Origin of the sequence: Vibrio hangzhouensis (genome assembly GCF_900107935.1) — a bacterium.
Taxonomy (GTDB): domain Bacteria; phylum Pseudomonadota; class Gammaproteobacteria; order Enterobacterales; family Vibrionaceae; genus Vibrio; species Vibrio hangzhouensis.
This window is the reverse complement of the sequence record NZ_FNVG01000027.1, coordinates 24,056-44,835: the sequence shown is the minus strand read 5'-3', so window position 1 is coordinate 44,835 and position 20,780 is coordinate 24,056. Positions and strand designations below refer to the sequence as shown.

Genomic DNA, 20,780 nt, shown 5'->3' with positions numbered 1-20,780 from the left:
GCCACTATTTCCTTTCACGTTAACTCCCAGTACTGCTGTTGATGGTTAGATTGATTGTGCAACGAACTTGAGCATGTCATCAGCCGCTGAAACTACTTTGGCATTCATTTCGTAAGCACGTTGAGTGGTGATCATATCCACCATCTCTTCTACCACTTGTACGTTCGAGCCTTCCAGAGCCCCTTGCTTGATGCTCCCAGCCCCCTCTTCGCCGGCAATCAGTTCTTCAGCCTGACCACTGGCTTCAGTTTCTTTGAACAGGTTGCCTCCGATGGCTTCAAGACCCGCTGGGTTAACGAATTTCGCCAGGGTGATTTGCCCAAGATTCTGCGGCGCCGGCCCGTCTGCTGTGGTGGTGGTCACCGTGCCATCGACACCGACCGACAGGGTTAACGCATTGTCCGGAATCTGAATTTGCGGCTCCAATGGCAGACCCTGGCTATTCACCATCAGACCTTCGGAGTTGACATGAAACTGACCATTTCGGGTATACATGATCTGACCGTCAGAGTTTTCAATCTGGAAAAAGCCTTGCCCCATCACGGCTAAATCCAGCTCTTGCCCGGTATTTTGCGCGCTACCCTGAGTGAACACTTTCTGAGTGCCCACCACACGTACACCGCTACCCAACTGCATGCCCGTTGGCAATTGGTTGACCTGATCTACCTGAGCACCTGGCTGGCGCTGAATGCTGTAAAACAGATCTTCAAACACCACACGGTCGCGCTTGAAGCCTACCGTATTCACGTTTGCCAGGTTGTTTGAGATCGCCGTCATCTTGGTATCTTGGGCGGCCATCCCTGTTTTACTGACCCATAATGCTGAATGCATGATTACTCCTTTGCGCGCGAGATTAACTCGCGCTCATTAATTTGTTTCCAGATTGCGCAAGTGTTTCCGCTGTTTTCATCATGCGGATTTGCATCTCAAAGTTGCGGGTAAGTGACATCACACTGAGCAATTCATCAATGGCTGACACGTTACTGCCTTCAATGTGCTCAGGAGCCAGATTTACGGTGGCATCCGCAGCAAAAGGCTGGCCATCAAGGCTGTGCAGCAAACTGTCACTCTCTTTTTGCAGTTGATTTCTCTCCGGCTTTACCAGCTTCAGAGTGCCGACTTCCACTTCCGCGCCGCCTCCCGGTGGAATAACGCTGACCCGGCCACGCTCACTGATTTCTACCTTCTGGAATTCCGGTAGAACCATCGGACCGTTATCACCGATGACAGGGAAACCATTGATACTCATCGCACCCAGTTCATTCACTTTGATATTACCGGCACGGGTATAGGCTTCGTTGCCTGCAGGTGTCTGAACACTGATGTAACCTTCACCCATAATGGCGATATCCAGTGCCCGACCCGTTTTCACTACATCGCCAGAATCAAAGCGCGTCGCAGCAGAGTTGGTGACAACCATGGTGCGTCCATCAAAGCCTGAACCTTGCAGCGGAATGCTTTTCACGCGTTCCATATCGGCGCGAAAACCGGCCGTATCGGCATTCGATAAGTTATTGGAGCGAACGTGCTGCGCCTTGAGTACGCGACTCGCTCCGGTTGTGGCTGTGAATAACAAGCTATCCATGCGCTAACTTCCTATACCGCGTTGAACAGGGCTTGAGTCAGCTTGTCAGACGTCGAAATCGTCTTCGCATTCGCTTGGTAGTTGCGCTGAGCCGTCATCAGGTTCACCAGTTCAGAGGTCAGATCGACGTTAGAGCCTTCCAGCGCTCCCGGCGTCAGATCACCTAACACGCCTGTACCTGGCGTCCCCATCACTGGTGCGCCTGAGCTGTAGCTCTGAGTCCAGGCCGTTCCATTGGTCTTCGCCAGACCTTGAGGGTTGGCAAAGTTTGCTAAAATGACTTGTCCTTGCAATTGAGACTGGCCGTTGGTGTAAGTCGCAAACAGCATGCCGTTGTCTTCCACTCGAACCCCTGCCAGTTCACCCGAGGTATAACCGTTAGGATTGTTGGTGCTCACGCCAAATGCGGCGCCAAATTGTGTGCTGCCAGCCAGACTGATATCGATGCTCATGGCATTGGCACCCGGAGCCGGGAAAGCGACGTTGAAGGAACCGGCTGGTGACGCCAAGGTACCATCGGTATTAAAAGTCACAGGTACGGTTTGTACTGGCGTGCTGCCACCATCCACCTGCACATTGACTTCCCAGGTGTTATCAGCCGTTTTGGTGAAGTACTGAGTCACCGTGTGTGAGTTGCCCAGTGAGTCATACACTTTCGAGGTGTAAGAAGAGTTAAATGAGTTGGGATCAGCAGGGTCAAACGGATTGACCGCCTGATCTATCACATCGGAGCTGGCATCAAAATTGGCCACAAAATCCAGCTTGTCCGTCGCTTTCGCCGCCAGTGAGGAAGTGCTGATCTGCAGATCGCCGACCGAACCTGTCAGCAGGTTATTGTTGCTGTCGACGCTGTAGCCCTGAAGTTTTGCCCCTGTGTTACCGACAACATAGTTGTTTTTATCGGTACCGAATACGCCCGCGCGGGTATACAAAGTCTGGCCCATATGGTCTTTGGTCACGAAAAAGCCGTTGCCATTGATCGCCATATCCATAGAGCGACCCGTGCCCGACACTGAACCATTCTTGTCGAAATTCTGAGAAATCGCCGCGACTTCCACCCCACCAGGTTGCATGCCGTTGTAGACTGCGGAGAATTCAGTACGTGACTGTTTAAAACCATACGTGGAAGCGTTGGCAATGTTATGGCTGATTGTATTTAGCTGAGTATTGGTGGCGTCCAGGCCACTTAATGCAATATTAAAGCTCATAATGTCCTCTGATTCTGATTATTTTTCTCGTTAGAATGTGAGCGCTATGCGCCGAACTGACTGATTTTGTAGAACGGTACGCTGCCTACTCCGGCAACATTCACCATGGCAGCGCCGCCGGTACTAGGAATACGCACTTGCTGGACTTCCCCTGCCAATAACAGGTTCGGACTCGCTTGCCCTTCCTGTACTTCGACAGACACGGTGTAATTACCCGGTTTCAAGCCCAGCTCTTCCGGGTCAATGTTGAAATCCACATCACCCGCGGGGTGTGCACCAAGAGGCACTTTGGTTTTCTGGCCAAACTCATCTTCCACCACTAAAGTGACCTGATTAGAAGGATGCTCCAGCTCGATTCGTCCCTTTTGAGTCCCTTCAGCCAGTTCAAATTCATTGCCGCTGACGTACACGGTCTGACCCACCAGCCCCGCTGTCGATAACACTTGCATGTTGTCGAGCAGAACCATGCTGTTTTGCATCAGCATGGACATATTTTCAGTACTTTGTACCTGAGAGAATTGCGCCAGTTGGCTGACATACTCAGTACCATCCAGTGGATTCAAAGGGTCCTGATTCTGGATTTGTGCCACCATCAAGGTGATGAATTCGTTTTGCAGCGAGCTTGCACTGTTCATATCTTGCGGGTTAGCCGCGATCCCCGGATTACTCTGGGTTGTCGTTGGCGTATCCGTGTCCAGCGCAGTAAATTGAGCAATACTCATTAGCGTCCTTCTCCTAATCTCAGCAGCCCTTGCTGCATGCTTTTCACATTCGCCAGCACTTCCACATTGGTCTCGAAACTGCGCGTCGCCGACATCATGTCTGCCATTTCCGCCACCACATCGACACCAGGGTAATAGACGTAACCCTCTTCGTTGGCTAGCGGGTTATTGGGTTCAAATCTTTGTTCAGCCTTGGCGTCACTTTGCACCACATCGACAATTCGCACTTCCGCATTGGGGTAGACATTTTGGCCTGCGGCCAGCTGAGTCTGGCTATACACCGTGGCAAACACAGGTTTTAGTGCTTTGTAGGCATCGTCCGGGTTCGCTGACACTGCATCAGCATTCGCCAGGTTACTGGCTACCGTGTTGAGACGAACGGTTTGCGCTGTCATTGCCGAGCCCGCGATGGAATAGATATCAGTGAATGACATGATTAACGTCCCTCTATCGCTTTAGCCAGACCACTGAATTTCATATTCATAAACGTCAGGCTGGTTTGAAAATCCATGTTGTTTTGCGTGAATTTGGCTTGCTCCACGCCCAGTTCTACCGTGTTGCCATCTTTACTGTTCTGATATGGCACAGAATACTTGGTTGAAACGTCCAGCTTCGGTGTTGTCGCGTGCACACCATTTGGATTGGCCTGCTTCATAACCGTGGTAAAACTCAAGTCTTTGGCCAGGTATCCAGGCGTATCGACATTTGCTAAGTTACTAGCAAGCACCTTGGTACGCTGAACCCGAAAGTTGAGTGCCTCTGGGTGAACCCCTAATGCACTGTCAAAACTGATTGCCATGTCTCTGTCCTTAAATGGGCGAAGTACTAAGGGGTATAACAAGATACATGCCAATTTTTTTATAAAGCAAAAACAATGACTTATACAAAAAACAGGAAGCGAAACTTCCGTTTCACGGAAGCCAGAACAGGGATGAGGAAGTGGGTCGGAAGCATTGTGATATTGCTCGCAACGTGGTCTGGATACGCTGCCGAAGAAGCCAAAATGACCACCCAAGCGCTCGAGACTGCGGTCCATCTTTCGCTGCAAGAAGAAATTCAACGAGTCGCCCAGCAGCAAAACTGGCAGCACCATCAGATGCATCTCGTGATATTCGTTCCAGAGTCTGCAAAACATCTGGCACGGTGTCAGGGGCCGCTAATTGTTTCCAGCCGTGACAACCAGACCTTGCCCGTTGGCAACTTAAAGCGAAGTGTAAGCTGTCAGGATGGATTCAATGATTGGCGCATCAACACCAGCGCAAAAGTAACCCTTTCCGTGCCAGTTGCTGTTGCGACCACCACACTGAATCGCAACAGTCAAATCAATGCCAACTCCGTTAAACTGGAAACCCGAACCCTCACCCGGGCTATCCATTTTGTGCCAGAGCTCTCCCAGTTGATCGGTAAACAGGTATCAAGACGCATGCGCTCTGGCCAGATCATTGATGCCAGTTTTGTCTCTAACCCACCACTGGTCGAGAAAGGCAACGAGGTAGTGATTATTGCTGCCAAAGGCAAGCTCAATGCCAGCACCAAGGGCATTGCTCTGGAAAACGGTGGAGCAGGAGAACAGATAGATGTGCAGAATAGTCAATCAAAGCAGGTGATTCGTGCCGTAGTGACTGGCTTGAATCAAGTTCATACGCAATTCTGAGCACAGGTCAACACACCCAATTCAGCCAAACCCATAACCGACACCAATGGTTACCGTTTGTCATATTGTTAAATTTGAACACGGGTTCCAAAAGTCACGCCAGTCGTTTTATTGCAGCAAGTTATCGTAGAAGAAAAACAACGCTTATTTCAATAAAACAAAAGTGGTGGTTATGTATAAATCAACCTTCCCCAGGTGCAAAACAATAGGGTTCCTGACCCTGGTTGCGCCGTTTTCACTTGCTGCAAGCACTCTAAATATCGAGTTTGAAGATTACGACACAGGTGGCCAGAATGTTAGCTACTTTGACAGCTCTCCGGGCAACGATGGCGGCAAATATCGTGACGACGATGTCGATATCAGAAGCAACGGTTCTGGCGGTTATGCCGTGGGCTGGGCCAAAGATGGCGAGTACCTGAACTACACGGTGAATCTGGCTCAGGCAGGAAAATATCGCCTCGACGCTCAGGTCGCAGGCAGCAATACAGAACCGATGTCACTGAGCTTCCACCTCACCGATGGCAGCCACTTGGGAACGTTAACTTACTCGCCTCTGGTTGCCGATGTGCGCAGTTTTCAAACCGAAACTCTATCCGATATCTGGCTACCACAAGGGGAAATCACCGTTCAGGTTCGCTTGCACAGCGGTGCCTTATCCCTCGACAGCTTTGCCTTCATCTTAGATCAGGCCGCTTCCGCCGCCGATACTCAATATGGTGCGGGCTCAAGCCTGGTCAATTACGCCCGATTACCTGGAGACTTCATGGCGGCCGATTACAGTGGCTATTTTGATACCACCACAGGCAATGCTGGCGGCGGATATCGTCAGGACGATGTCGACATTCGAGTCAGTAATCAAACCCCTTTGGTTGGCTGGACTCAACCTGGAGAATATTTAAAGTTTGAAACATCCGTAGCACAGAGCGGTGCTTACGATGCTGTTTTCAACCTCGCGTCAGATAGTACAAGCGATAAAACGTTGGAGCTTAGAGACGAAACTGGCAACCTGCTAAGTCAGTTAACTTTTAATACTCAAGGCGCTGGTGCCTATAACCTCGAGCCGTTTACCATGACAGGGATAACACTGCTTGAGGGCCGCCAACAACTGGAGGTTCGCTTTACCAGTAGTGGCTTCCGCATTCGAAACATTGATATTGTCTCCTCGCCCGATCGCGACGGTGACTGGGTCGGCGACAACGCCGATGCGTTCCCTGATGATCCTGCCGCCAGTATCGATACCGATAAAGATGGCTACCCCAATGCTTGGAACGAAGGCAAGACTCAACAAGACTCTACGACTCCTTTAACACTGGACGCCTTCCCCGATGACCCAAATGAGCAGATCGACTCCGATAAGGATGGCGTCGGTGACAATGCCGATATTTACCCGTTGCTGCCAGATCTTTGGGTCGCACCGGTAATGTCAGTACCGGGTAGCATGCAAGCTGAACACTTTCAATATGGAGAAAATGGCGAAGCTTACTTTGACTTATCCACAGGCAACGCTAAAGAACAACATCGTTTAGACGTAGATGTGGACATTCACAATAATAACCAACCTGATAGCTCTGGTAACCCGACCTACGGCATCGCCTATATCGAGGATAGTGAGTGGTTGATGTATGATCTTGATGTAAAACAAGCGGGACTGTATCAGCTCACTCTGACCGCTGGCAGTGGCCAAATCAGCAAACCAGTTGAACTCTCCGTCCACATTAATGGCGACAGCTACCCACTTGAATATACGGCGAATGTCGCCGATCCTCGCCAATATCAAACGGTCATGCTGGATGCCGATATTCCATTGTCGACTGGCAAACAGCAATTAATGATACGTTTTGATGACGCCAACGGTGCCTCACTGGATGCTTTCTCACTGACAACTCTCGTCGATAGCGATAACGACGGTGTTTCTGACGGTCGCGATGCCTTCCCTAACGATCCGAACGAATGGTTAGATAGCGATGGCGACGGCGTGGGTAATAATGAGGATGCCTTTCCCTATAACGCCGCTGCCAGTATCGACTCTGATAGCGATGGTTACCCTGATGAGTGGAACGAAACGTGTGACTATTCATGCCAGTTAAACTCTGGTTTGAGGCATGATGAACTACCGAACGATCCTAATAACTATCGTGACAGCGATAAGGACGGCGTGGGTGATAACGATGACCAAGACGATCAGCGCTTCCATCACACCGCTTTTGCCAGCGACACGCTGCTTTTCGAACGATTTGAAATTCAGACTCGCTCTCAGAGCGGCACAGAAGTGATCGGTCGAATCCAGCCTGTCAGCAATCGCTTCGCGCCAGAATCGGCACCCGATTCCGATCTCGCCTTTGCTCTTACTCGCGATGACAGTGATCTGTTCACACTCACTAACATTCGAGATCAGGACGGCCGATTGTTCGGGGTACTGACACTGAAAACGGATGACAGCGTAGATTGGGATAACAACCATCTGGTTGAAATTGAGCTCCGGCAAGCAGGCAGCGCCATTGCCCGGGTGGAAACCTTAGTCGAAGCACTTAATACCACAGCATGGAAACAGTTCTTTGACCAGTTCTATCTCTATGCCACAGACGAAGCCTATCGCCTACACAGCGGCAGAGACTATGATTATGCTTTGGTGAGCGACCAGGTAAACACTCTGGCCAGCAACAACTATCAAGTCCGCTATGGATTTAAGAGCACCAGCTCTGGCTGGGCAGAAGACAGCAGCCTCACCATTAACTTCTATGATTATCCGAATGAAGATGATCTCGCTTATTACGGTCAGCAAGTCGTCAGCAAATCGATTTTGGCCGATGAACTTGAGCAAAGTGCGCTGCATCTTGCGGCTCTGGCTCGTGCCTATACTCACCTGCCCGAGTATCAGTCAGGCTCAGAGCGTAGCGCGTTAAAAACGACCTTGTTACATACGTTAGAGGCATGGCTTGACGCTTTCCCGAGTTCCGACTTTGGTAACTACGCCGGCGTTGAATACAACGACACCACCCATGCCTGGCGCTTCACCGACCCAATATCTGGCGTCATCATGGCGCTAGCCGACGACATCCATGAAGGCCGGGCGCAAGACAAGAGCCTGTACACGCGGGTATTTGATAAGACCAGCCAGTTCCTGTCTGAGGTGGCTTTTGACTTGCCTGTCGGTGAGGCCTCCATCGATTACCATCGCTACTACAATGCTAAGGATCTCGCCTCCTCTCCAGGAGCCTGGGCCGACGCTAACCGTGCACACCGACTCAGAACATGGGCAGCCATGGTAGCCTTCTATAAAGACTACAACCGCCCGATTACTTACAACGCATTATGGTACCCAGACTACGAGGGCAATCAGCCCGGACTTGGCTGGCAATCACAAGGAACAACAATATTACCTGGGTGGAGTCCTCAAGGCAGCTTTGGCGACCTAAAGCACTGGATCGACACCAATGGCATCAGTGCACAAAGCTATGGCCGCTCCGGTTTGTTACCAGACGGTACCATGAGTCACCACGTTGGATTAAGACAAGACTTAGCCATGTACGCCTATGGCTATGAATGGTTGACCGAGGAACCTTATGTGTTTGCCTCTTACCTGAAGGGCACCGCCTTTGAAGCCTCTCACACACCTTATGAGTTTTCACTGGATGTTCTGAACTACATCATGCCCTGGCTCATTTACGGTCAGTCGACCGACTTCCAGGCCGTCGGACGCAGTCACTATGGTAATCATATCGATGACTTTGGTAGTTATATCTTGAGTCGGGATGCAGAACTGCTCACCCACTCCGCACCATACTCTACCGATCAGGGTGCTATTACTCGATTGACGGAGTTGACCTCAAACATTAACCAAAACACCCATCAGCAACTGGGCAGCAACGCCTTTTGGGCTAATGATTATCTGATTCACCGCCGGGAGAAGTTTGATTCTAACAGCTCGGAGTACAAAGAATGGTTTAGCTCAGTAAAGCTTGAATCTCAGCGCACCCGTGGCGCAGAAAGCTTCTCTGACAGCGCATTCGGCTTTATGAACGGGCGTGGCGTACTGCAAGTCAAAACCAATGTTCAGGATTACAGTAACATTCGTTATGACTGGGACTGGCATTTGCTTCCGGGAGTCACCGAGTCATGGCGACAGGATAGCCTGCCGTTGCAATCGAGTGAAAACGCTGGCAACCCTTCAGCATTCTCGTCGGTACTCACTAATGATGCTCAGGATCCGGCTGATGCCTATGCCATGGCGGCATTCGACTACGCCAGCGATCACAGTTACTCCACAGTCACAGCCAATAAGTCCTATTTCTTCCTGGATGAAATGGTTGTCGCCATGGGCAATAACATTCAGCGAGTGAGAGACGATCTATCAACCAATGGAGGCAACTCGCCAATCTTGACCGTTATCGATCAACTGGAATGGTCCACGCCATTTACCTATAACCCGGGACAAGGGTCGAGTGTCGGTACTGACGGCGTGAAAGTGGCGCAACTGCAAACCAACTGGTCTTCCAACCCAGCCAATGATCCAACGCTGACTGAATCAGAACAGGTGATGTGGTTCCATCAGGGCAACAAAGGTTATGTCATTCTGCCGCAAAATGGGCAGAAAGTGAGAACCTACCTACGAGGAGGGGACGCCATTCCGGATTCGGATGACAGCACACAAGGTGGTGAAAATGGTGAGCGTCTGACGCCGCTTCTGATTGCCATCAATCACGGAACGGATACATCAGGAGCGGGTGAGCAGAGTCACTACACCTACCTGACTCTGCCATTCGTTAGTGCTGATGATATGCCGGCTAAGGTACAGCAGATATTGACTCAGTTGGAAGTCCATCAACTTCCGGACTCGGGCATTGAAGCTATTTATTATCAACACCCGGAAACCGACAAAGAAGTGGTTCAGATAGTCTTCAGGCAAAGCGGGGAAGTGACATTTGACAATGGCCTCAAGGTCTCTGTCAATAAGCCAGCACTAGTGCAGATGAATGAAGTCAGCTCGGGTGAATGGGATATTACTGTCACCGATCCAAACGCTCATGACGATCCTGATATCGAGGCTCCGACTAAGAGTTTCAAACATATCGCTCTTACAACCAACAATGAAATTGTTTTGAACGTAAGTCTCAACTTTTCGCCAGGCACATACTCTTATCTGACTCAAGGTATCAAAAAGGAGGCGCTGACCTCGCAACAGGTAGGGGTTTCAAGTATCAATAACGGTACCGAACTGACTTTCCAGCTGCCCGATATTAATGATAGTGAAGACTATCAGGGGAGAGAAAATCTTTACCTTGGCATGCCGGCAAGTATTCGCATCAACGAAATCAACTGATGTAGCCTAATCACAGGCAAACAAATTGTTTAATACTTTTTGTTTGCCTGTCGCCCTATACTGTTAACAACAATGCAGACAGGAATTTTGTGATGAAAATCGATAAGGTGGCAGGGGGTCATGTCCCGCAAACCAACTTCAGTCAATCGAAAACACAGGCCACAGCAGAAGCACCGACTCGAACGTCCACGACCGAGACGGCATTCAATGCGAATACTGCCGCATTAGACAAAGCGCAGGCTGAACTGTCAGCCATGCCGAATGTCGATATGGCGAAAGTCGAAGCGGTGCGCAACGCACTTGCGAAAGGTGAACTCGGGCTGGATGTTAAAGCGTTGTCTCAGGCAGTGATGCGTTTTCATACCGGACACGAGTCTTAATGATATTAACGCATTAGACATTGGGGCAGCGCCCCGGTAAGGGAGCAACACTCATGGCCGCAACAAGGACAGAGCTAGTCCAGCAATTTGTGCTATCGATAACCGAAGACATTCGGTTGTATCGCAAACTGCTCGCATTGCTACAGCATCAAAAAGCACTCTACCTTAAATTTGATGGTGAGGCGCTAAGCAACAATATCCACGGCCAGCTTCCAATACTTAAGCAACTCAGCCACAATGCCAGCAAACGCAGTCAGGCGTTATTACAACTGCAACTACCTAGCTCTGAACTGGGCGTCAAAAAGCTGATTCGTGCACTGCCAACCAAACTGGCTGACAACATTAGCAAACAGTGGCAGATGCTGGCGTCACTGATTAAAGAATGCCAAAAATACAATCACGATAACGGCCAAAGCTCCGCCGCTTTCCATGAATTGCTGGGCGAACTCACGGGCAAAGAGCGACATTCCTATGAGGAACATATCGGTTAACGTTTCGGTTTGCCGTCTCTGGCTGCACTTAGCCATTTGGTTAGTGGCGGGAATGGTTTGCTTATGGCCACCAGCTGTAAGCGCGGGCTCTGCCCCGCCAGATAGCGCCATCCAACCTCACTTAGCCAAGCTTCAGCCCTATCAGAGACAAATTCTCAACAAGTTTGAAGAGTTCAATCCGTTGGTGAGTGAAATCTTTAGTCAGCTATCCAAACGATCTCTGCCAGAGAGTTTGGTGCTAGTGCCCATGTTAGAATCATCCTATAACCCTAGCGCAATTTCGCCCGCAAAGGCGGCCGGACTGTGGCAATTAATGCCCGCTACAGCAAAACGCTTTGGTCTGACCGTTAATGAGCAGCAGGACCAACGATTTGACATCGCCCCCAGTACTCAGGCCGCGATGCAATACCTCGACTTTCTGTACCGAAAATTCAACGGTGACATCAACCTGACTCTGGCCGCCTACAACGCAGGGGAAGGGCGTGTGCAAAGGGCGATCAAAAGGGCTGGCAGCCATCAATTTGCCGATCTGCACCTCCCCGAAGAAACCATCCACTATGTGCATCGATTTCACGCTCTGCTGACTCTGGTCGACCTGTCGACGCTGAAACACGATCGCGTCAGCACCCTATGGCTTTTTGCCAGCGAAACACAATGGCAACAGACACCACTCATTGATCTGACCCCGTTACCACCTCTGATTTCGTTGTAACCCTATTATAAAAACGAAAAATTGGCTGTTTTCAGCCCACTATTCACTGGTAAGATGCTGACATTCTAATCCATTCATCCTTACTGACTTTCATGCAAAACGAACGCAAGGCCCTCCTGTTTGGCCTGTCCGCAGTACTCCTGTGGTCGACCGTTGCCACAGCCTTTAAGCTGACATTGGCAGAATTCACCCCAGCACAAATGGTGGCAGCAGCTTCTCTAGCCTCGACCGTTGCTCTGATTGTCATCTGCGCGGCTCAGGGGACACTTGCTCAGGTTAAAACAACCTTTTTATCCAACCCATTTTATTATCTGTTGCTGGGCCTGATTAACCCTCTGGCTTACTACCTGATCTTATTTAAGGCCTATGATCTGCTGCCCGCCTCTCAAGCACAGCCCATCAACTACAGCTGGGCCATTACTCTGACTCTGATGGCGGCCGTCTTCCTGAAGCAAAAAATCCGACCACAGGACTGGTTTGCCTGTGCGCTGGGTTATCTGGGGGTCGTGGTGATTGCAACCAAAGGCGACGTACTGGGGCTTCAGTTCGACAGCCCGCTGGGCGTGGGTCTGGCCCTGCTGTCTACATTACTCTGGGCAGGTTATTGGATCTTGAACACCAAAAACACAGCCGATCCGGTTGTTGGTGTACTGCTTGGATTCCTTGTCGCCCTACCCTTCGCCTTTGCCGTCGCTCTATACGAAGGGGCAGCGTGGTCTGCCATTAGCCTCAAAGGCTGGCTGGCGGTTTCTTATGTCGGACTCTTTGAAATGGGCATTACGTTTGTGCTGTGGCTCAGCGCTCTGAAATCGACACAAAATACGGCTCGAATCAGCAATCTGATTTTTGCCTCTCCTTTTATTTCCCTGATGCTACTGGCATCGGTGATTGGCGAAGAGATCCATCCTTCAACGCTGGTTGGCCTGGTACTCATTATCGTAGGACTGGTCGTGCAACAGTTTAAACGCAAAACTTAACACCCCGTCGCGGTTGCAGCGCGACATCATGTGCGCTGCAACCACCTGCGATTTTTTTCCTACTTTTTTTAACTGGTTCTCAAAAACTTAGCATCAAAAGCCACTGCCATTAACGGAACAAACCACTACTTTCATTCTTCCTGCCGCTATTTCACTCCAAAACCACAAACCCAGCCACCTTGATGGCATTGCATCACTCTGAAAAACCTGTAGAAATAATAGGGTTATTAAATAATTTCAATTCAAAGTGTAAATTTTTTATTACAGCCCAATCATTCTCATCTACGGATAATAATTACAAAGGATTTCTGCCATGGAGAATTCGATCTCTTCTTCGCCACCGGCCCGTTCCGGTTTGTCTCAGTTACTACGCTCACTTGGCCCGGGTATTATGATGGCCGCCGCCGCTGTCGGCGGCTCACACTTAGTGGCTTCTACTAAAGCCGGGGCCATCTATGGTTGGCAACTGGCTGCGCTTATTCTGCTTGTAAACCTGTTTAAATACCCGTTTTTTAGAGCAGGTGTCCAATACACCATGGGAACGGGAGACAGCTTAATTCAAGGTTATGCCAATCTGGGACGTGGATATCTGTGGGTATTCACCATACTCAATGTCATTTCTGCCATCATAAACACTGCCGCACTGTTGCTGTTCAGTGCCAGTCTTCTGGGCTATTTCCTGCCCTTTGAACTGTCTTCGCTTGTGCTGTGTGGCATAGTTCTGGTGACCTGTGTAGCGATTTTATTTGCCGGACACTACAAAGCGCTGGACGGCCTGTCGAAAGCCATTATGGCAACCCTGACGATTGCCACTGTGACAGCGGTCATCATCGCAGCCTCAAATGGCAGCGTAGCACCGGCCGACTATCAGGCTCCCTCACCATGGACCATTGCCGCGATCGGCTTCATTGTGGTCACCATGGGCTGGATGCCTGCACCGATTGAGATCTCCAGTATCACTTCAATGTGGCTTAAGAGCCAATGTAAGAAGCAGCAGGTCACCGCAGAGTCCGCTCTGTTTGATTTCAATGTAGGCTACATCGGGACTGCAATACTGGCTATCGTGTTTGTGGCTTTAGGTGCCCTGGTCATTCACGGCTCGGGGACGGAACTGTCTGCCTCTGGCGTTGGCTTCTCTCACCAGTTAGTCAGTATGTATGCCAGCACCATCGGTGAGTGGTCGCGCTACCTGATTGCAGTGATCGCTTTTTTCTGTATTTTTGGCAGCACCATTACCGTCATTGACGGCTACTCACGAGCTATCGCTGAATCACAACGCTTGATACAGAAACAAACTGAGGAGAACCCCAAGACCTATCAGGCCTGGGTCATCGTAGTCTCTGTCGCAGCTATCTCGATCGTGGCATTCTTTGCACAAGCACTGATGCCCATGCTCAACTTCGCGATGATCATGGCGTTTGTCACCACTCCCGTATTCGCGCTGCTGAACTACCTTCTGGTCTCCAGAACCGAGCTGCCACCTGCGCTCAAGATGGGCAGCAAGCTCAAAATTCTTTCCATTCTGGGTCTGATTTACCTGTTTGGGTTTTTGGCCGTCTTTGTATGGTGGAAATGGATGATGTAATAAAAACGCCGAGCATCTGCTCGGCGTTTTTCTGTTTTACCATCAGAGGGGACTAGACATGCTGACCCGCCACGAACCCTGACGACCAGCACCACTGGAAGTTATATCCACCAAGCCAACCTGTCACGTCCATTACCTCACCGATAAAGTACAAGCCCGGGATCGATTTACACTCCATGGTCTTCGACGACAGATGGTCGGTATTCACCCCGCCTAATGTTACCTCTGCAGTGCGGTAACCCTCGGTACCATTGGGCGCAATCGTCCAGTTCTCAAGTGACTCCCGAATGGACAGCAACTCTTTGTGGTTATATTGTTTTAAAGGCTTGTCCGCAAACACCTTACGCTCAATAAGCACCTCTACCAAACGCTTTGGCAGCACTCGTGCCAGAGTGTTCTTCAGGCTTTGGTTTGGGTGTTTCTCAAGCGATCGAGTCAGCAACTCATCAATATCTGCTTCGGGTACCAAATTCACTGACACATTTTGCCCAGGTTTCCAGAACGAAGAGATCTGCAAAACCGACGGGCCGGACAGTCCGCGATGAGTGAACAACAAAGCCTCTTTGAAAAGCGTGCCATCATTCGCTGTGATCTCGGCAGGAATGGCGATGCCAGACAGTTCAGCAAAATCTTCCTTGTCTTCTTTATGCAAGGTAAACGGCACCAGTCCTGCTGTAGTCGAGACCACCTCAAGACCGAACTGCTCGGCGATTTTGTATCCAAAGGGCGTCGCGCCCAGCTTTGGCATCGATAGTCCACCTGTCGCTACCACTAATGATGCACATTCAATCACATCAGTATCGGCGTGCAGAGAAAAGCCCGTCTCGGTTTTCTCAATGCTGTGCACATCCGCCTGATAACGGAACTGTATATTCGGTGACTCACACTCAGAGAGCAGCATCTTAACGATGTCTTTTGCCGACTCGAGGCAGAACAGCTGCCCATGATCGCGCTCTTCAAACTCAATGCCGTATTTACTGACAAGCGAGATAAAGTCCCAGTTGCTGTACTGCGACAACGCCGACTTCACAAAATGTGGATTCTGACACAGGTAGTTGTTAGCCGAGACATCGTAGTTAGTAAAATTGCACTTACCGCCACCAGAGATGAGGATTTTTCGGCCCGGTTTCTTGGCATGATCCAGCACCAGCACGGAGCGCCCACGCCTGCCTGCCTCTGCTGCACACATAAGACCCGCAGCACCAGCACCAATTACTACTACATCAATTTTCTGACTCATCACGATGTTCCGACTCGACATTCAATAAAAAAAGGATGTGCGTATTGCACATCCCTTCAACAATCTGGCGCTATTCTAACGACTTCGCAGAACAAAGCCAACTCTCCGACACACAGCTATCGGATATCAAGTACTTTTGCGCTCAAGCTTGCGGCTACAACAAGAAGCCCGCAAACAAGGTAACCCCTATCAAGGCGACACAGAGTACGAACAACTCTCTCACTCGGTCACATTTTCCAATAAACACCGGATCGTGGTGGTGATGGTATTCTTTGCTTTTGAGGTAGTGAAACAGCCTCACCTGCTTGGCCATGTTACCGTGAGTGGTGAAAAAACCGCGACCATCTACTTGTTGGTACAAGAGCGGATGCGCCTCACGCATGATGAAAATAAGTGAGCGTAGAGCTGTAAGATACCGGGCCATATTGACCGAGGTAATGAGCATCAATGCTAATAGAATAGTGTCTCCACTGATCATCTTTTCCTCCCTACATCTTCCCAGATGCCCAAGAGAAAAAGACGACCAGTCGACTTTTAAACGCTGATGTTACTCAGCAGGGGCATCCATAATGGAAGACGAACCTTCTTTCGCTAACGTTGCTAAGTCCTTATCGATGAAGAACAGCGCCTGTCCGTTCTCACCTACGAGTTCTAGCTTATCTAAGATCCCTTTAAATAATTTTTCTTCTTCATGTTGCTCGGCAACGTACCACTGAAGAAAATTAAACGTTGAGTAGTCTTGAGCTGTAAACGCAACATGAGCCAGTTTGTTGATTTTTTCCGTAATCATCTGCTCATGTTTGTAGGTTTCGCGGAACACATCACCCAAGCTGTCAAAGTCATGTCGAGGCGCTTCAATACTGCCCAGAATCGGCAGGGCACCCGTCTCGCTGACATACGTAAACAGTCTTTGCATGTGTTGCATTTCTTCGTCCGCATGCTTACGAAGAAATTCAGCCGCACCTTCGAATCCTTTGTCTTCACACCAAGCACTCATTTGTAAGTATAGATTGGATGAGAAAAATTCGAGGTTAATTTGCTCGTTCAGATGCTGAACCATTGCTGGAGAAAGCATTTACGACTCCTAATTTCGTAACTGGAATTAACGCTACTATAACATAACTTACTGAGGAGTCTCTGATCTCACACCCAAACTTACAATGCGCTAAGCACACTACCCTTACTTTGAGTCTAGAAAACTTTTAAGACTTTGCTCACCAATTCCAGTCTTGTTGTTGAGAAAAAACACAGTCAAACTGAATTGCAATAACGGCCTCAATCACCAAGGTGTCATTAAAGCAGCCTGGCTCTATTTGTACTCCTGATGACGATTTGAGATCACATCAGCATAAATGTCGAACGATAAGTGCTATGTTTTCTATAGAATAAACGTCAGGAGGATTGCGTTATGAGTTATAAACATATCTTGGTCGCATTGGATCTCTCAGAAGAAAGTAAAATGCTGATCGACAAAGCGGTCTCTCTCGCCAAGCCGCTGGATGCAGAGGTCTCATTCATTCACATCGATGTGAATTACGCTGAACTGTATACTGGTCTTATTGATCTCAATATGGCTGAGACACAGCACCAGGCAATGGAAGCCTCTATGACCCAACTAAAACTGTTCGCTGAGTACGCGGATTTCCCCATCAAGCACTCTTTAGTGGGAAGCGGCGATCTGAGCAACGAACTGCGTGATACCATCGGAGAATACAACGTTGATCTCGTAGTGTGCGGTCACCATCAGGATTTCTGGAGCAAAATCCTCTCCTCGACTCGTCAACTGATCAACACCTCTCCAGTTGATATGCTCGTCGTTCCTATCAAGGATTAATGCAACAAAACGCAATCTAACAGGCTTCTTCGGAAGCCTTTTTGCACTCATGCCTGCGAAGTTTCACAAAGGTGTTACAATAGCCCCATCTTTCACTCCATAGATAATAATGTACGATGGGTTATCTCTATTCTGTCACTCTGCTTTGGGCGTTTTCATTTAGCCTTATCGGTGTGTATCTGGCGGGTCAGGTCGACTCGTGGTTCTCAGTATTAATACGCGTAGTACTCGCGGCATTGGTGTTTTTGCCTTTTACCAAGTTCAAACAGGTTCCGGGCAAACTTAAGGCAAAACTGATGGCCATTGGTGGCATTCAGTTAGGGCTGATGTACTGCTTCTACTATCAGTCTTTTTTGCTGCTCTCAGTACCTGAAGTATTGCTGTTTACGGTGTTTACCCCTATTTATGTCACGCTATTTTATGACTTTTTGAAAGGGCGTTTCTCACCCTGGTACTTCGTCACCGCCGCCATTGCGGTAGCTGGTGCCGCCTTTATCAAATTTGCGGGTATCAACGACAACTTCGTCACCGGATTTCTCGTCGTTCAGGGCGCGAACCTGTGTTTTGCCATTGGTCAGGTTGGCTACAAATTCGTCATGGAACAAGAGCAGAGCGAATTACCTCAACACAGTGTTTTCGGTTATTTCTATTTCGGTGCAACTGTCGTGGCGACCATCGCTTTCACCCTGTTTGGTAATCTGGAAAAAATGCCAACTACTGGTGTTCAATGGGGCGTGCTGCTCTACCTTGGTACCATCGCATCAGGTCTGGGCTATTTCATCTGGAATAAAGGCGCGTGTATGGTCAACGCGGGTGCATTGGCGGTCATGAATAACCTGCTGGTGCCTGCCGGATTGATTGTGAATATCGTGATTTGGAATCGTGATGTGGACTTATTGAAGCTGTCCATTGGCGGAGGCATTATCTTGCTGTCACTGGTGGTGAATGAGCTTTGGGTTAAGCCCAGAGCGGAAGCCCAGTTTAATAACGCCTAAACTTCCCTCTATACCGTCACTCGTTAGTGCAGCTGTTCTGGCTGCACTTTTATCATCTGTTCGTCTACCACTGCAGCGGCCAAATGATACTTTTGCTCCAACTTGCTCTGCTTTCGTGCCAGTTTTTGACTCTTTTTCAGCAACTTGTGCAGCTTCTTCTGTGCTTTTTCCTGTAGCTTTAACGCTTTTTTCGCACGTTTTGCCGCTTTTTTATCGATCGTATCGAGGTTAGACGCATCCGCCGCTTTTGCCTTGCGCTGCGATTTTGAGTTCGACGTAGCGGACACACTATCGGACCGGGCTGGCAATGCTTCTGCTAACACACCGCACTGTTGCTGTTGTTCGAGCGGCTTGTTCTGACAAGAAGCTGGCGGGATTGCAGCAGGTTTACAAAGGGTAGATTTGTCGGCAGACGAGCGCGAGCAGGAGCGACACAAATACTTAGGCTCCGCCACCAAACGGTGAATGTCCCCCAGATTGGCGCTAATATCGCGACGATTTAACTTACACAGACGTTTCGTCATACCACTCTCCAACTCACCAAAACGAAAACAGGAATGATTCTTAGTTAGATATAAGGTCTATTGGCTTGGGTTTCAAGTAACTCGCTCCAGTTACAGTAAGCAATTTACTCAAAAAATGAATACAAGGCTACTAACTCATTGATGCGTTGACATAAACGTCGAAGCGATTTTTTTTGGTTTCAATGGCCATGGTGGGTTTCTTGTCATCCAGCCAATTCGCATAGTCCGGGCGTTTGACCACGACACGCTTAGTCGCCAGCTTCAGTGCTGGCACCAGAAGACCATCGGCGTCCGTGTCAGCACCAACCAAAGACTGAAATACGCGCATCTCCTTTTTAACCAGAGCCGATTTTTTCTTGTTCTCTGGGTGTGGGTACATAGGATCCAGGTACACCACGTCAGGCTTGATGAATGCGTTATCATCGGCAAGCTGTCCCAGTGCGTCCAGGCTGGAGGCATGCAGTAGCGACAGTCGCTCACTGACCCACTCACCAATCTCGGCATCTTGCTTAGCACGCTCCAGACCGTCATCTAATAGCGCGGCAACCACGGGGTGGCGCTCGACCATTTGCACTTTACAGCCCAATGATGCCAGAACAAAGGCATCCCGTCCCAGGCCCGCCGTGCCATCCAGGACTGTCGGCGTGGCGCCTTTGTTTAACCCTGCAGCTTTGGCTATCGCCTGCCCCTTGCCACCGCCAAATTTGCGTCGGTGCGCGACAGCGCCACCGGCAAGGTCGACATAAATCGCCCCCAACTTAGGTTCATCCAGTTTGCGAAGTTCCAGCCTTTCTTCGGTCAGTACCAGCGCAAATTCAGAGTCTTCCGATGCTGTAAGCCCCCAACGTTTAGCCAGTGCCATAAGCTGTGGCTGACGTGACTCTTGTTCGCAGATAAGTTGAATGTGCAAGATAGACTCCGAAAAAGGGATGGCGGTTTGGCGCCAGTGTACCTCAAGTCGATACCTTGACCAATAAGCGTGATCGACACAGAGACGACAACACAAAAATAGTGATAAGCTTTAGCCACAATCTTGTCACTAGACACTCCGTCAACAACCAAGGATTCAATATGCATGGCACCCATGGTCTTGATGATCTAGACAAAGCAATCCTGAAAACTCTCATGGAAGATGCCCGTCGTCCTTATGCTGAGATGGCAAAACAATTCGACGTCAGCCCGGCCACTATCCACGTCCGAATTGAGAAGATGAAAGCGGCAGGCATCATCGAAGGAACGGAAGTGGTCGTGAACACGAAAAAACTCGGCTACGACGTATGCTGCTTTATTGGTATCAATTTATACGCAGCGCGAGACTATCACTCTGCTCTTGAAAAGCTGAATGCGCTGGATGAAGTGGTTGAAGCCTACTACACCACTGGCGCTTACAATATTTTCGTGAAGCTGATGTGCCGATCGATTGAAGAGCTGCAACATGTCTTGATTGATAAATTGCAGGCGATTGAAGAAGTGCAATCGACGGAGACTCTGATTTCGCTGCAAAACCCGATCAGTCGTAATGTGAATCCCTAAAACGACAGAGAAAGAACAAC

General features: G+C 49.5%; 21 protein-coding genes. 10 read left to right on the top strand and 11 right to left on the bottom strand.

All coding sequences use genetic code 11. The annotated features are described in order from the left end of the window. Window positions 1–45 precede the first annotated feature (45 nt). Genes flgG through flgB form a run of 6 tightly spaced genes read right to left on the bottom strand, consistent with a single transcriptional unit; the run spans window position 46 to window position 4,314 of the window. The gene (flgG, locus tag C4S60_RS19930) at window positions 46–831 is read right to left on the bottom strand and encodes a flagellar basal-body rod protein FlgG (RefSeq protein WP_103881406.1); all 786 of its coding nucleotides are present in this window, start codon (window positions 829–831) and stop codon (window positions 46–48) included. A gap of 22 nt (window positions 832–853) precedes the next feature. Beyond that, complete coding sequence (locus tag C4S60_RS19925) at window positions 854–1,585, bottom strand: flagellar basal body rod protein FlgF (protein WP_103881407.1); 732 nt, start codon at window positions 1,583–1,585, stop codon at window positions 854–856. A gap of 11 nt (window positions 1,586–1,596) precedes the next feature. Next, on the bottom strand, window positions 1,597–2,793 hold the full coding sequence (gene flgE / locus C4S60_RS19920) for a flagellar hook protein FlgE (RefSeq protein ID WP_103881408.1): 1,197 nt from the start codon (window positions 2,791–2,793) through the stop codon (window positions 1,597–1,599). Window positions 2,794–2,837: 44 nt separating this feature from the next. Next, on the bottom strand, window positions 2,838–3,515 hold the full coding sequence (flgD, locus tag C4S60_RS19915; protein WP_103881409.1) for a flagellar hook assembly protein FlgD: 678 nt from the start codon (window positions 3,513–3,515) through the stop codon (window positions 2,838–2,840). Next, window positions 3,515–3,949, bottom strand: a complete 435-nt coding sequence (gene flgC / locus C4S60_RS19910) for a flagellar basal body rod protein FlgC (protein WP_103881410.1) — start codon at window positions 3,947–3,949, stop codon at window positions 3,515–3,517. Before flgC ends, flgD begins: the two co-directional genes overlap by 1 nt. Before the next feature lie 2 nt (window positions 3,950–3,951). Next, window positions 3,952–4,314 carry a flagellar basal body rod protein FlgB gene (gene flgB / locus C4S60_RS19905; protein ID WP_103881411.1) on the bottom strand — a complete coding sequence of 121 codons (363 nt, stop codon included), beginning with the start codon at window positions 4,312–4,314 and terminating at the stop codon, window positions 3,952–3,954. Window positions 4,315–4,389: 75 nt separating this feature from the next. On the opposite strand from flgB, the gene flgA reads away from it, so the two are divergent. The 7 genes from flgA to C4S60_RS19870 all read left to right on the top strand — a co-directional run bounded on the left by flgA (window position 4,390) and on the right by C4S60_RS19870 (window position 14,634). Further along, window positions 4,390–5,169 carry a flagellar basal body P-ring formation chaperone FlgA gene (gene flgA, locus C4S60_RS19900; RefSeq protein ID WP_167390991.1) on the top strand — a complete coding sequence of 260 codons (780 nt, stop codon included), beginning with the start codon at window positions 4,390–4,392 and terminating at the stop codon, window positions 5,167–5,169. A gap of 172 nt (window positions 5,170–5,341) precedes the next feature. Then, window positions 5,342–10,489, top strand: coding sequence for a polysaccharide lyase family 8 super-sandwich domain-containing protein (locus C4S60_RS19895; protein ID WP_103881413.1), 5,148 nt, complete (start codon window positions 5,342–5,344; stop codon window positions 10,487–10,489). Window positions 10,490–10,581: 92 nt separating this feature from the next. Next, on the top strand, window positions 10,582–10,869 hold the full coding sequence (gene flgM / locus C4S60_RS19890; protein WP_103881414.1) for a flagellar biosynthesis anti-sigma factor FlgM: 288 nt from the start codon (window positions 10,582–10,584) through the stop codon (window positions 10,867–10,869). A 53-nt stretch (window positions 10,870–10,922) separates the two neighbouring features. After that, window positions 10,923–11,360, top strand: a complete 438-nt coding sequence (flgN, locus tag C4S60_RS19885; protein WP_103881415.1) for a flagellar export chaperone FlgN — start codon at window positions 10,923–10,925, stop codon at window positions 11,358–11,360. 52 nt (window positions 11,361–11,412) lie between these two features. Further along, a complete protein-coding gene (locus C4S60_RS19880) occupies window positions 11,413–12,072 on the top strand; it encodes a lytic transglycosylase domain-containing protein (RefSeq protein WP_425275143.1) in 660 nt (219 codons plus the stop codon). Window positions 12,073–12,164: 92 nt separating this feature from the next. Further along, the gene (locus C4S60_RS19875; protein ID WP_103881417.1) at window positions 12,165–13,049 is read left to right on the top strand and encodes a DMT family transporter; all 885 of its coding nucleotides are present in this window, start codon (window positions 12,165–12,167) and stop codon (window positions 13,047–13,049) included. A gap of 313 nt (window positions 13,050–13,362) precedes the next feature. Beyond that, window positions 13,363–14,634 (top strand): NRAMP family divalent metal transporter, encoded by a 1,272-nt coding sequence (locus C4S60_RS19870; protein WP_103881418.1) that lies wholly within the window; start codon window positions 13,363–13,365, stop codon window positions 14,632–14,634. Between the two features lie 52 nt (window positions 14,635–14,686). Here the strand turns inward: C4S60_RS19870 and C4S60_RS19865 are convergent, their stop codons facing one another. The 3 genes from C4S60_RS19865 to ftnA all read right to left on the bottom strand — a co-directional run bounded on the left by C4S60_RS19865 (window position 14,687) and on the right by ftnA (window position 16,949). Beyond that, window positions 14,687–15,874 (bottom strand): BaiN/RdsA family NAD(P)/FAD-dependent oxidoreductase, encoded by a 1,188-nt coding sequence (locus tag C4S60_RS19865; RefSeq protein WP_103881419.1) that lies wholly within the window; start codon window positions 15,872–15,874, stop codon window positions 14,687–14,689. Window positions 15,875–16,028: 154 nt separating this feature from the next. Beyond that, entirely contained in the window at window positions 16,029–16,352 is a 324-nt protein-coding gene (gene uspB / locus C4S60_RS19860; RefSeq protein WP_103881420.1) for a universal stress protein UspB, read from the bottom strand. A gap of 69 nt (window positions 16,353–16,421) precedes the next feature. Then, on the bottom strand, window positions 16,422–16,949 hold the full coding sequence (ftnA, locus tag C4S60_RS19855; RefSeq protein WP_103881421.1) for a non-heme ferritin: 528 nt from the start codon (window positions 16,947–16,949) through the stop codon (window positions 16,422–16,424). A 333-nt stretch (window positions 16,950–17,282) separates the two neighbouring features. On the opposite strand from ftnA, the gene C4S60_RS19850 reads away from it, so the two are divergent. Continuing rightward, a complete protein-coding gene (locus tag C4S60_RS19850) occupies window positions 17,283–17,708 on the top strand; it encodes a universal stress protein (protein ID WP_103881422.1) in 426 nt (141 codons plus the stop codon). 116 nt (window positions 17,709–17,824) lie between these two features. After that, entirely contained in the window at window positions 17,825–18,703 is an 879-nt protein-coding gene (locus tag C4S60_RS19845) for a carboxylate/amino acid/amine transporter (protein WP_103881423.1), read from the top strand. A gap of 23 nt (window positions 18,704–18,726) precedes the next feature. Here C4S60_RS19845 and C4S60_RS19840 read toward each other — a convergent pair whose 3' ends face one another. Both C4S60_RS19840 and C4S60_RS19835 read right to left on the bottom strand, forming a co-directional pair. Next, entirely contained in the window at window positions 18,727–19,227 is a 501-nt protein-coding gene (locus tag C4S60_RS19840) for a hypothetical protein (RefSeq protein WP_103881424.1), read from the bottom strand. A gap of 130 nt (window positions 19,228–19,357) precedes the next feature. Then, on the bottom strand, window positions 19,358–20,137 hold the full coding sequence (locus C4S60_RS19835) for a class I SAM-dependent methyltransferase (RefSeq protein ID WP_103881425.1): 780 nt from the start codon (window positions 20,135–20,137) through the stop codon (window positions 19,358–19,360). 161 nt (window positions 20,138–20,298) lie between these two features. Here C4S60_RS19835 and asnC point away from each other — a divergent pair, with 161 nt between their 5' ends. Beyond that, window positions 20,299–20,760 carry a transcriptional regulator AsnC gene (asnC, locus tag C4S60_RS19830; protein WP_103881426.1) on the top strand — a complete coding sequence of 154 codons (462 nt, stop codon included), beginning with the start codon at window positions 20,299–20,301 and terminating at the stop codon, window positions 20,758–20,760. The last annotated feature ends 20 nt before the right edge of the window (window positions 20,761–20,780 follow it).

Excerpts from the sequence above, each read along its gene's own strand:
- flgA (WP_167390991.1), top strand. The coding sequence starts at position 4,390 with ATGACTTATACAAAAAACAGGAAGCGAAACTTCCGTTTCACGGAAGCC.
- C4S60_RS19840 (WP_103881424.1), bottom strand. The coding sequence starts at position 19,227 with ATGACGAAACGTCTGTGTAAGTTAAATCGTCGCGATATTAGCGCCAAT.
- flgM (WP_103881414.1), top strand. The coding sequence starts at position 10,582 with ATGAAAATCGATAAGGTGGCAGGGGGTCATGTCCCGCAAACCAACTTC.
- flgN (WP_103881415.1), top strand. The coding sequence starts at position 10,923 with ATGGCCGCAACAAGGACAGAGCTAGTCCAGCAATTTGTGCTATCGATA.
- C4S60_RS19925 (WP_103881407.1), bottom strand. The coding sequence starts at position 1,585 with ATGGATAGCTTGTTATTCACAGCCACAACCGGAGCGAGTCGCGTACTC.
- flgD (WP_103881409.1), bottom strand. The coding sequence starts at position 3,515 with ATGAGTATTGCTCAATTTACTGCGCTGGACACGGATACGCCAACGACA.
- ftnA (WP_103881421.1), bottom strand. The coding sequence starts at position 16,949 with ATGCTTTCTCCAGCAATGGTTCAGCATCTGAACGAGCAAATTAACCTC.
- flgC (WP_103881410.1), bottom strand. The coding sequence starts at position 3,949 with ATGTCATTCACTGATATCTATTCCATCGCGGGCTCGGCAATGACAGCG.
- C4S60_RS19895 (WP_103881413.1), top strand. The coding sequence starts at position 5,342 with ATGTATAAATCAACCTTCCCCAGGTGCAAAACAATAGGGTTCCTGACC.
- flgG (WP_103881406.1), bottom strand. The coding sequence starts at position 831 with ATGCATTCAGCATTATGGGTCAGTAAAACAGGGATGGCCGCCCAAGAT.
- C4S60_RS19870 (WP_103881418.1), top strand. The coding sequence starts at position 13,363 with ATGGAGAATTCGATCTCTTCTTCGCCACCGGCCCGTTCCGGTTTGTCT.
- C4S60_RS19880 (WP_425275143.1), top strand. The coding sequence starts at position 11,413 with ATGGTTTGCTTATGGCCACCAGCTGTAAGCGCGGGCTCTGCCCCGCCA.
- C4S60_RS19850 (WP_103881422.1), top strand. The coding sequence starts at position 17,283 with ATGAGTTATAAACATATCTTGGTCGCATTGGATCTCTCAGAAGAAAGT.
- asnC (WP_103881426.1), top strand. The coding sequence starts at position 20,299 with ATGCATGGCACCCATGGTCTTGATGATCTAGACAAAGCAATCCTGAAA.
- C4S60_RS19845 (WP_103881423.1), top strand. The coding sequence starts at position 17,825 with ATGGGTTATCTCTATTCTGTCACTCTGCTTTGGGCGTTTTCATTTAGC.
- flgE (WP_103881408.1), bottom strand. The coding sequence starts at position 2,793 with ATGAGCTTTAATATTGCATTAAGTGGCCTGGACGCCACCAATACTCAG.
- flgB (WP_103881411.1), bottom strand. The coding sequence starts at position 4,314 with ATGGCAATCAGTTTTGACAGTGCATTAGGGGTTCACCCAGAGGCACTC.
- C4S60_RS19875 (WP_103881417.1), top strand. The coding sequence starts at position 12,165 with ATGCAAAACGAACGCAAGGCCCTCCTGTTTGGCCTGTCCGCAGTACTC.
- uspB (WP_103881420.1), bottom strand. The coding sequence starts at position 16,352 with ATGATCAGTGGAGACACTATTCTATTAGCATTGATGCTCATTACCTCG.
- C4S60_RS19865 (WP_103881419.1), bottom strand. The coding sequence starts at position 15,874 with ATGAGTCAGAAAATTGATGTAGTAGTAATTGGTGCTGGTGCTGCGGGT.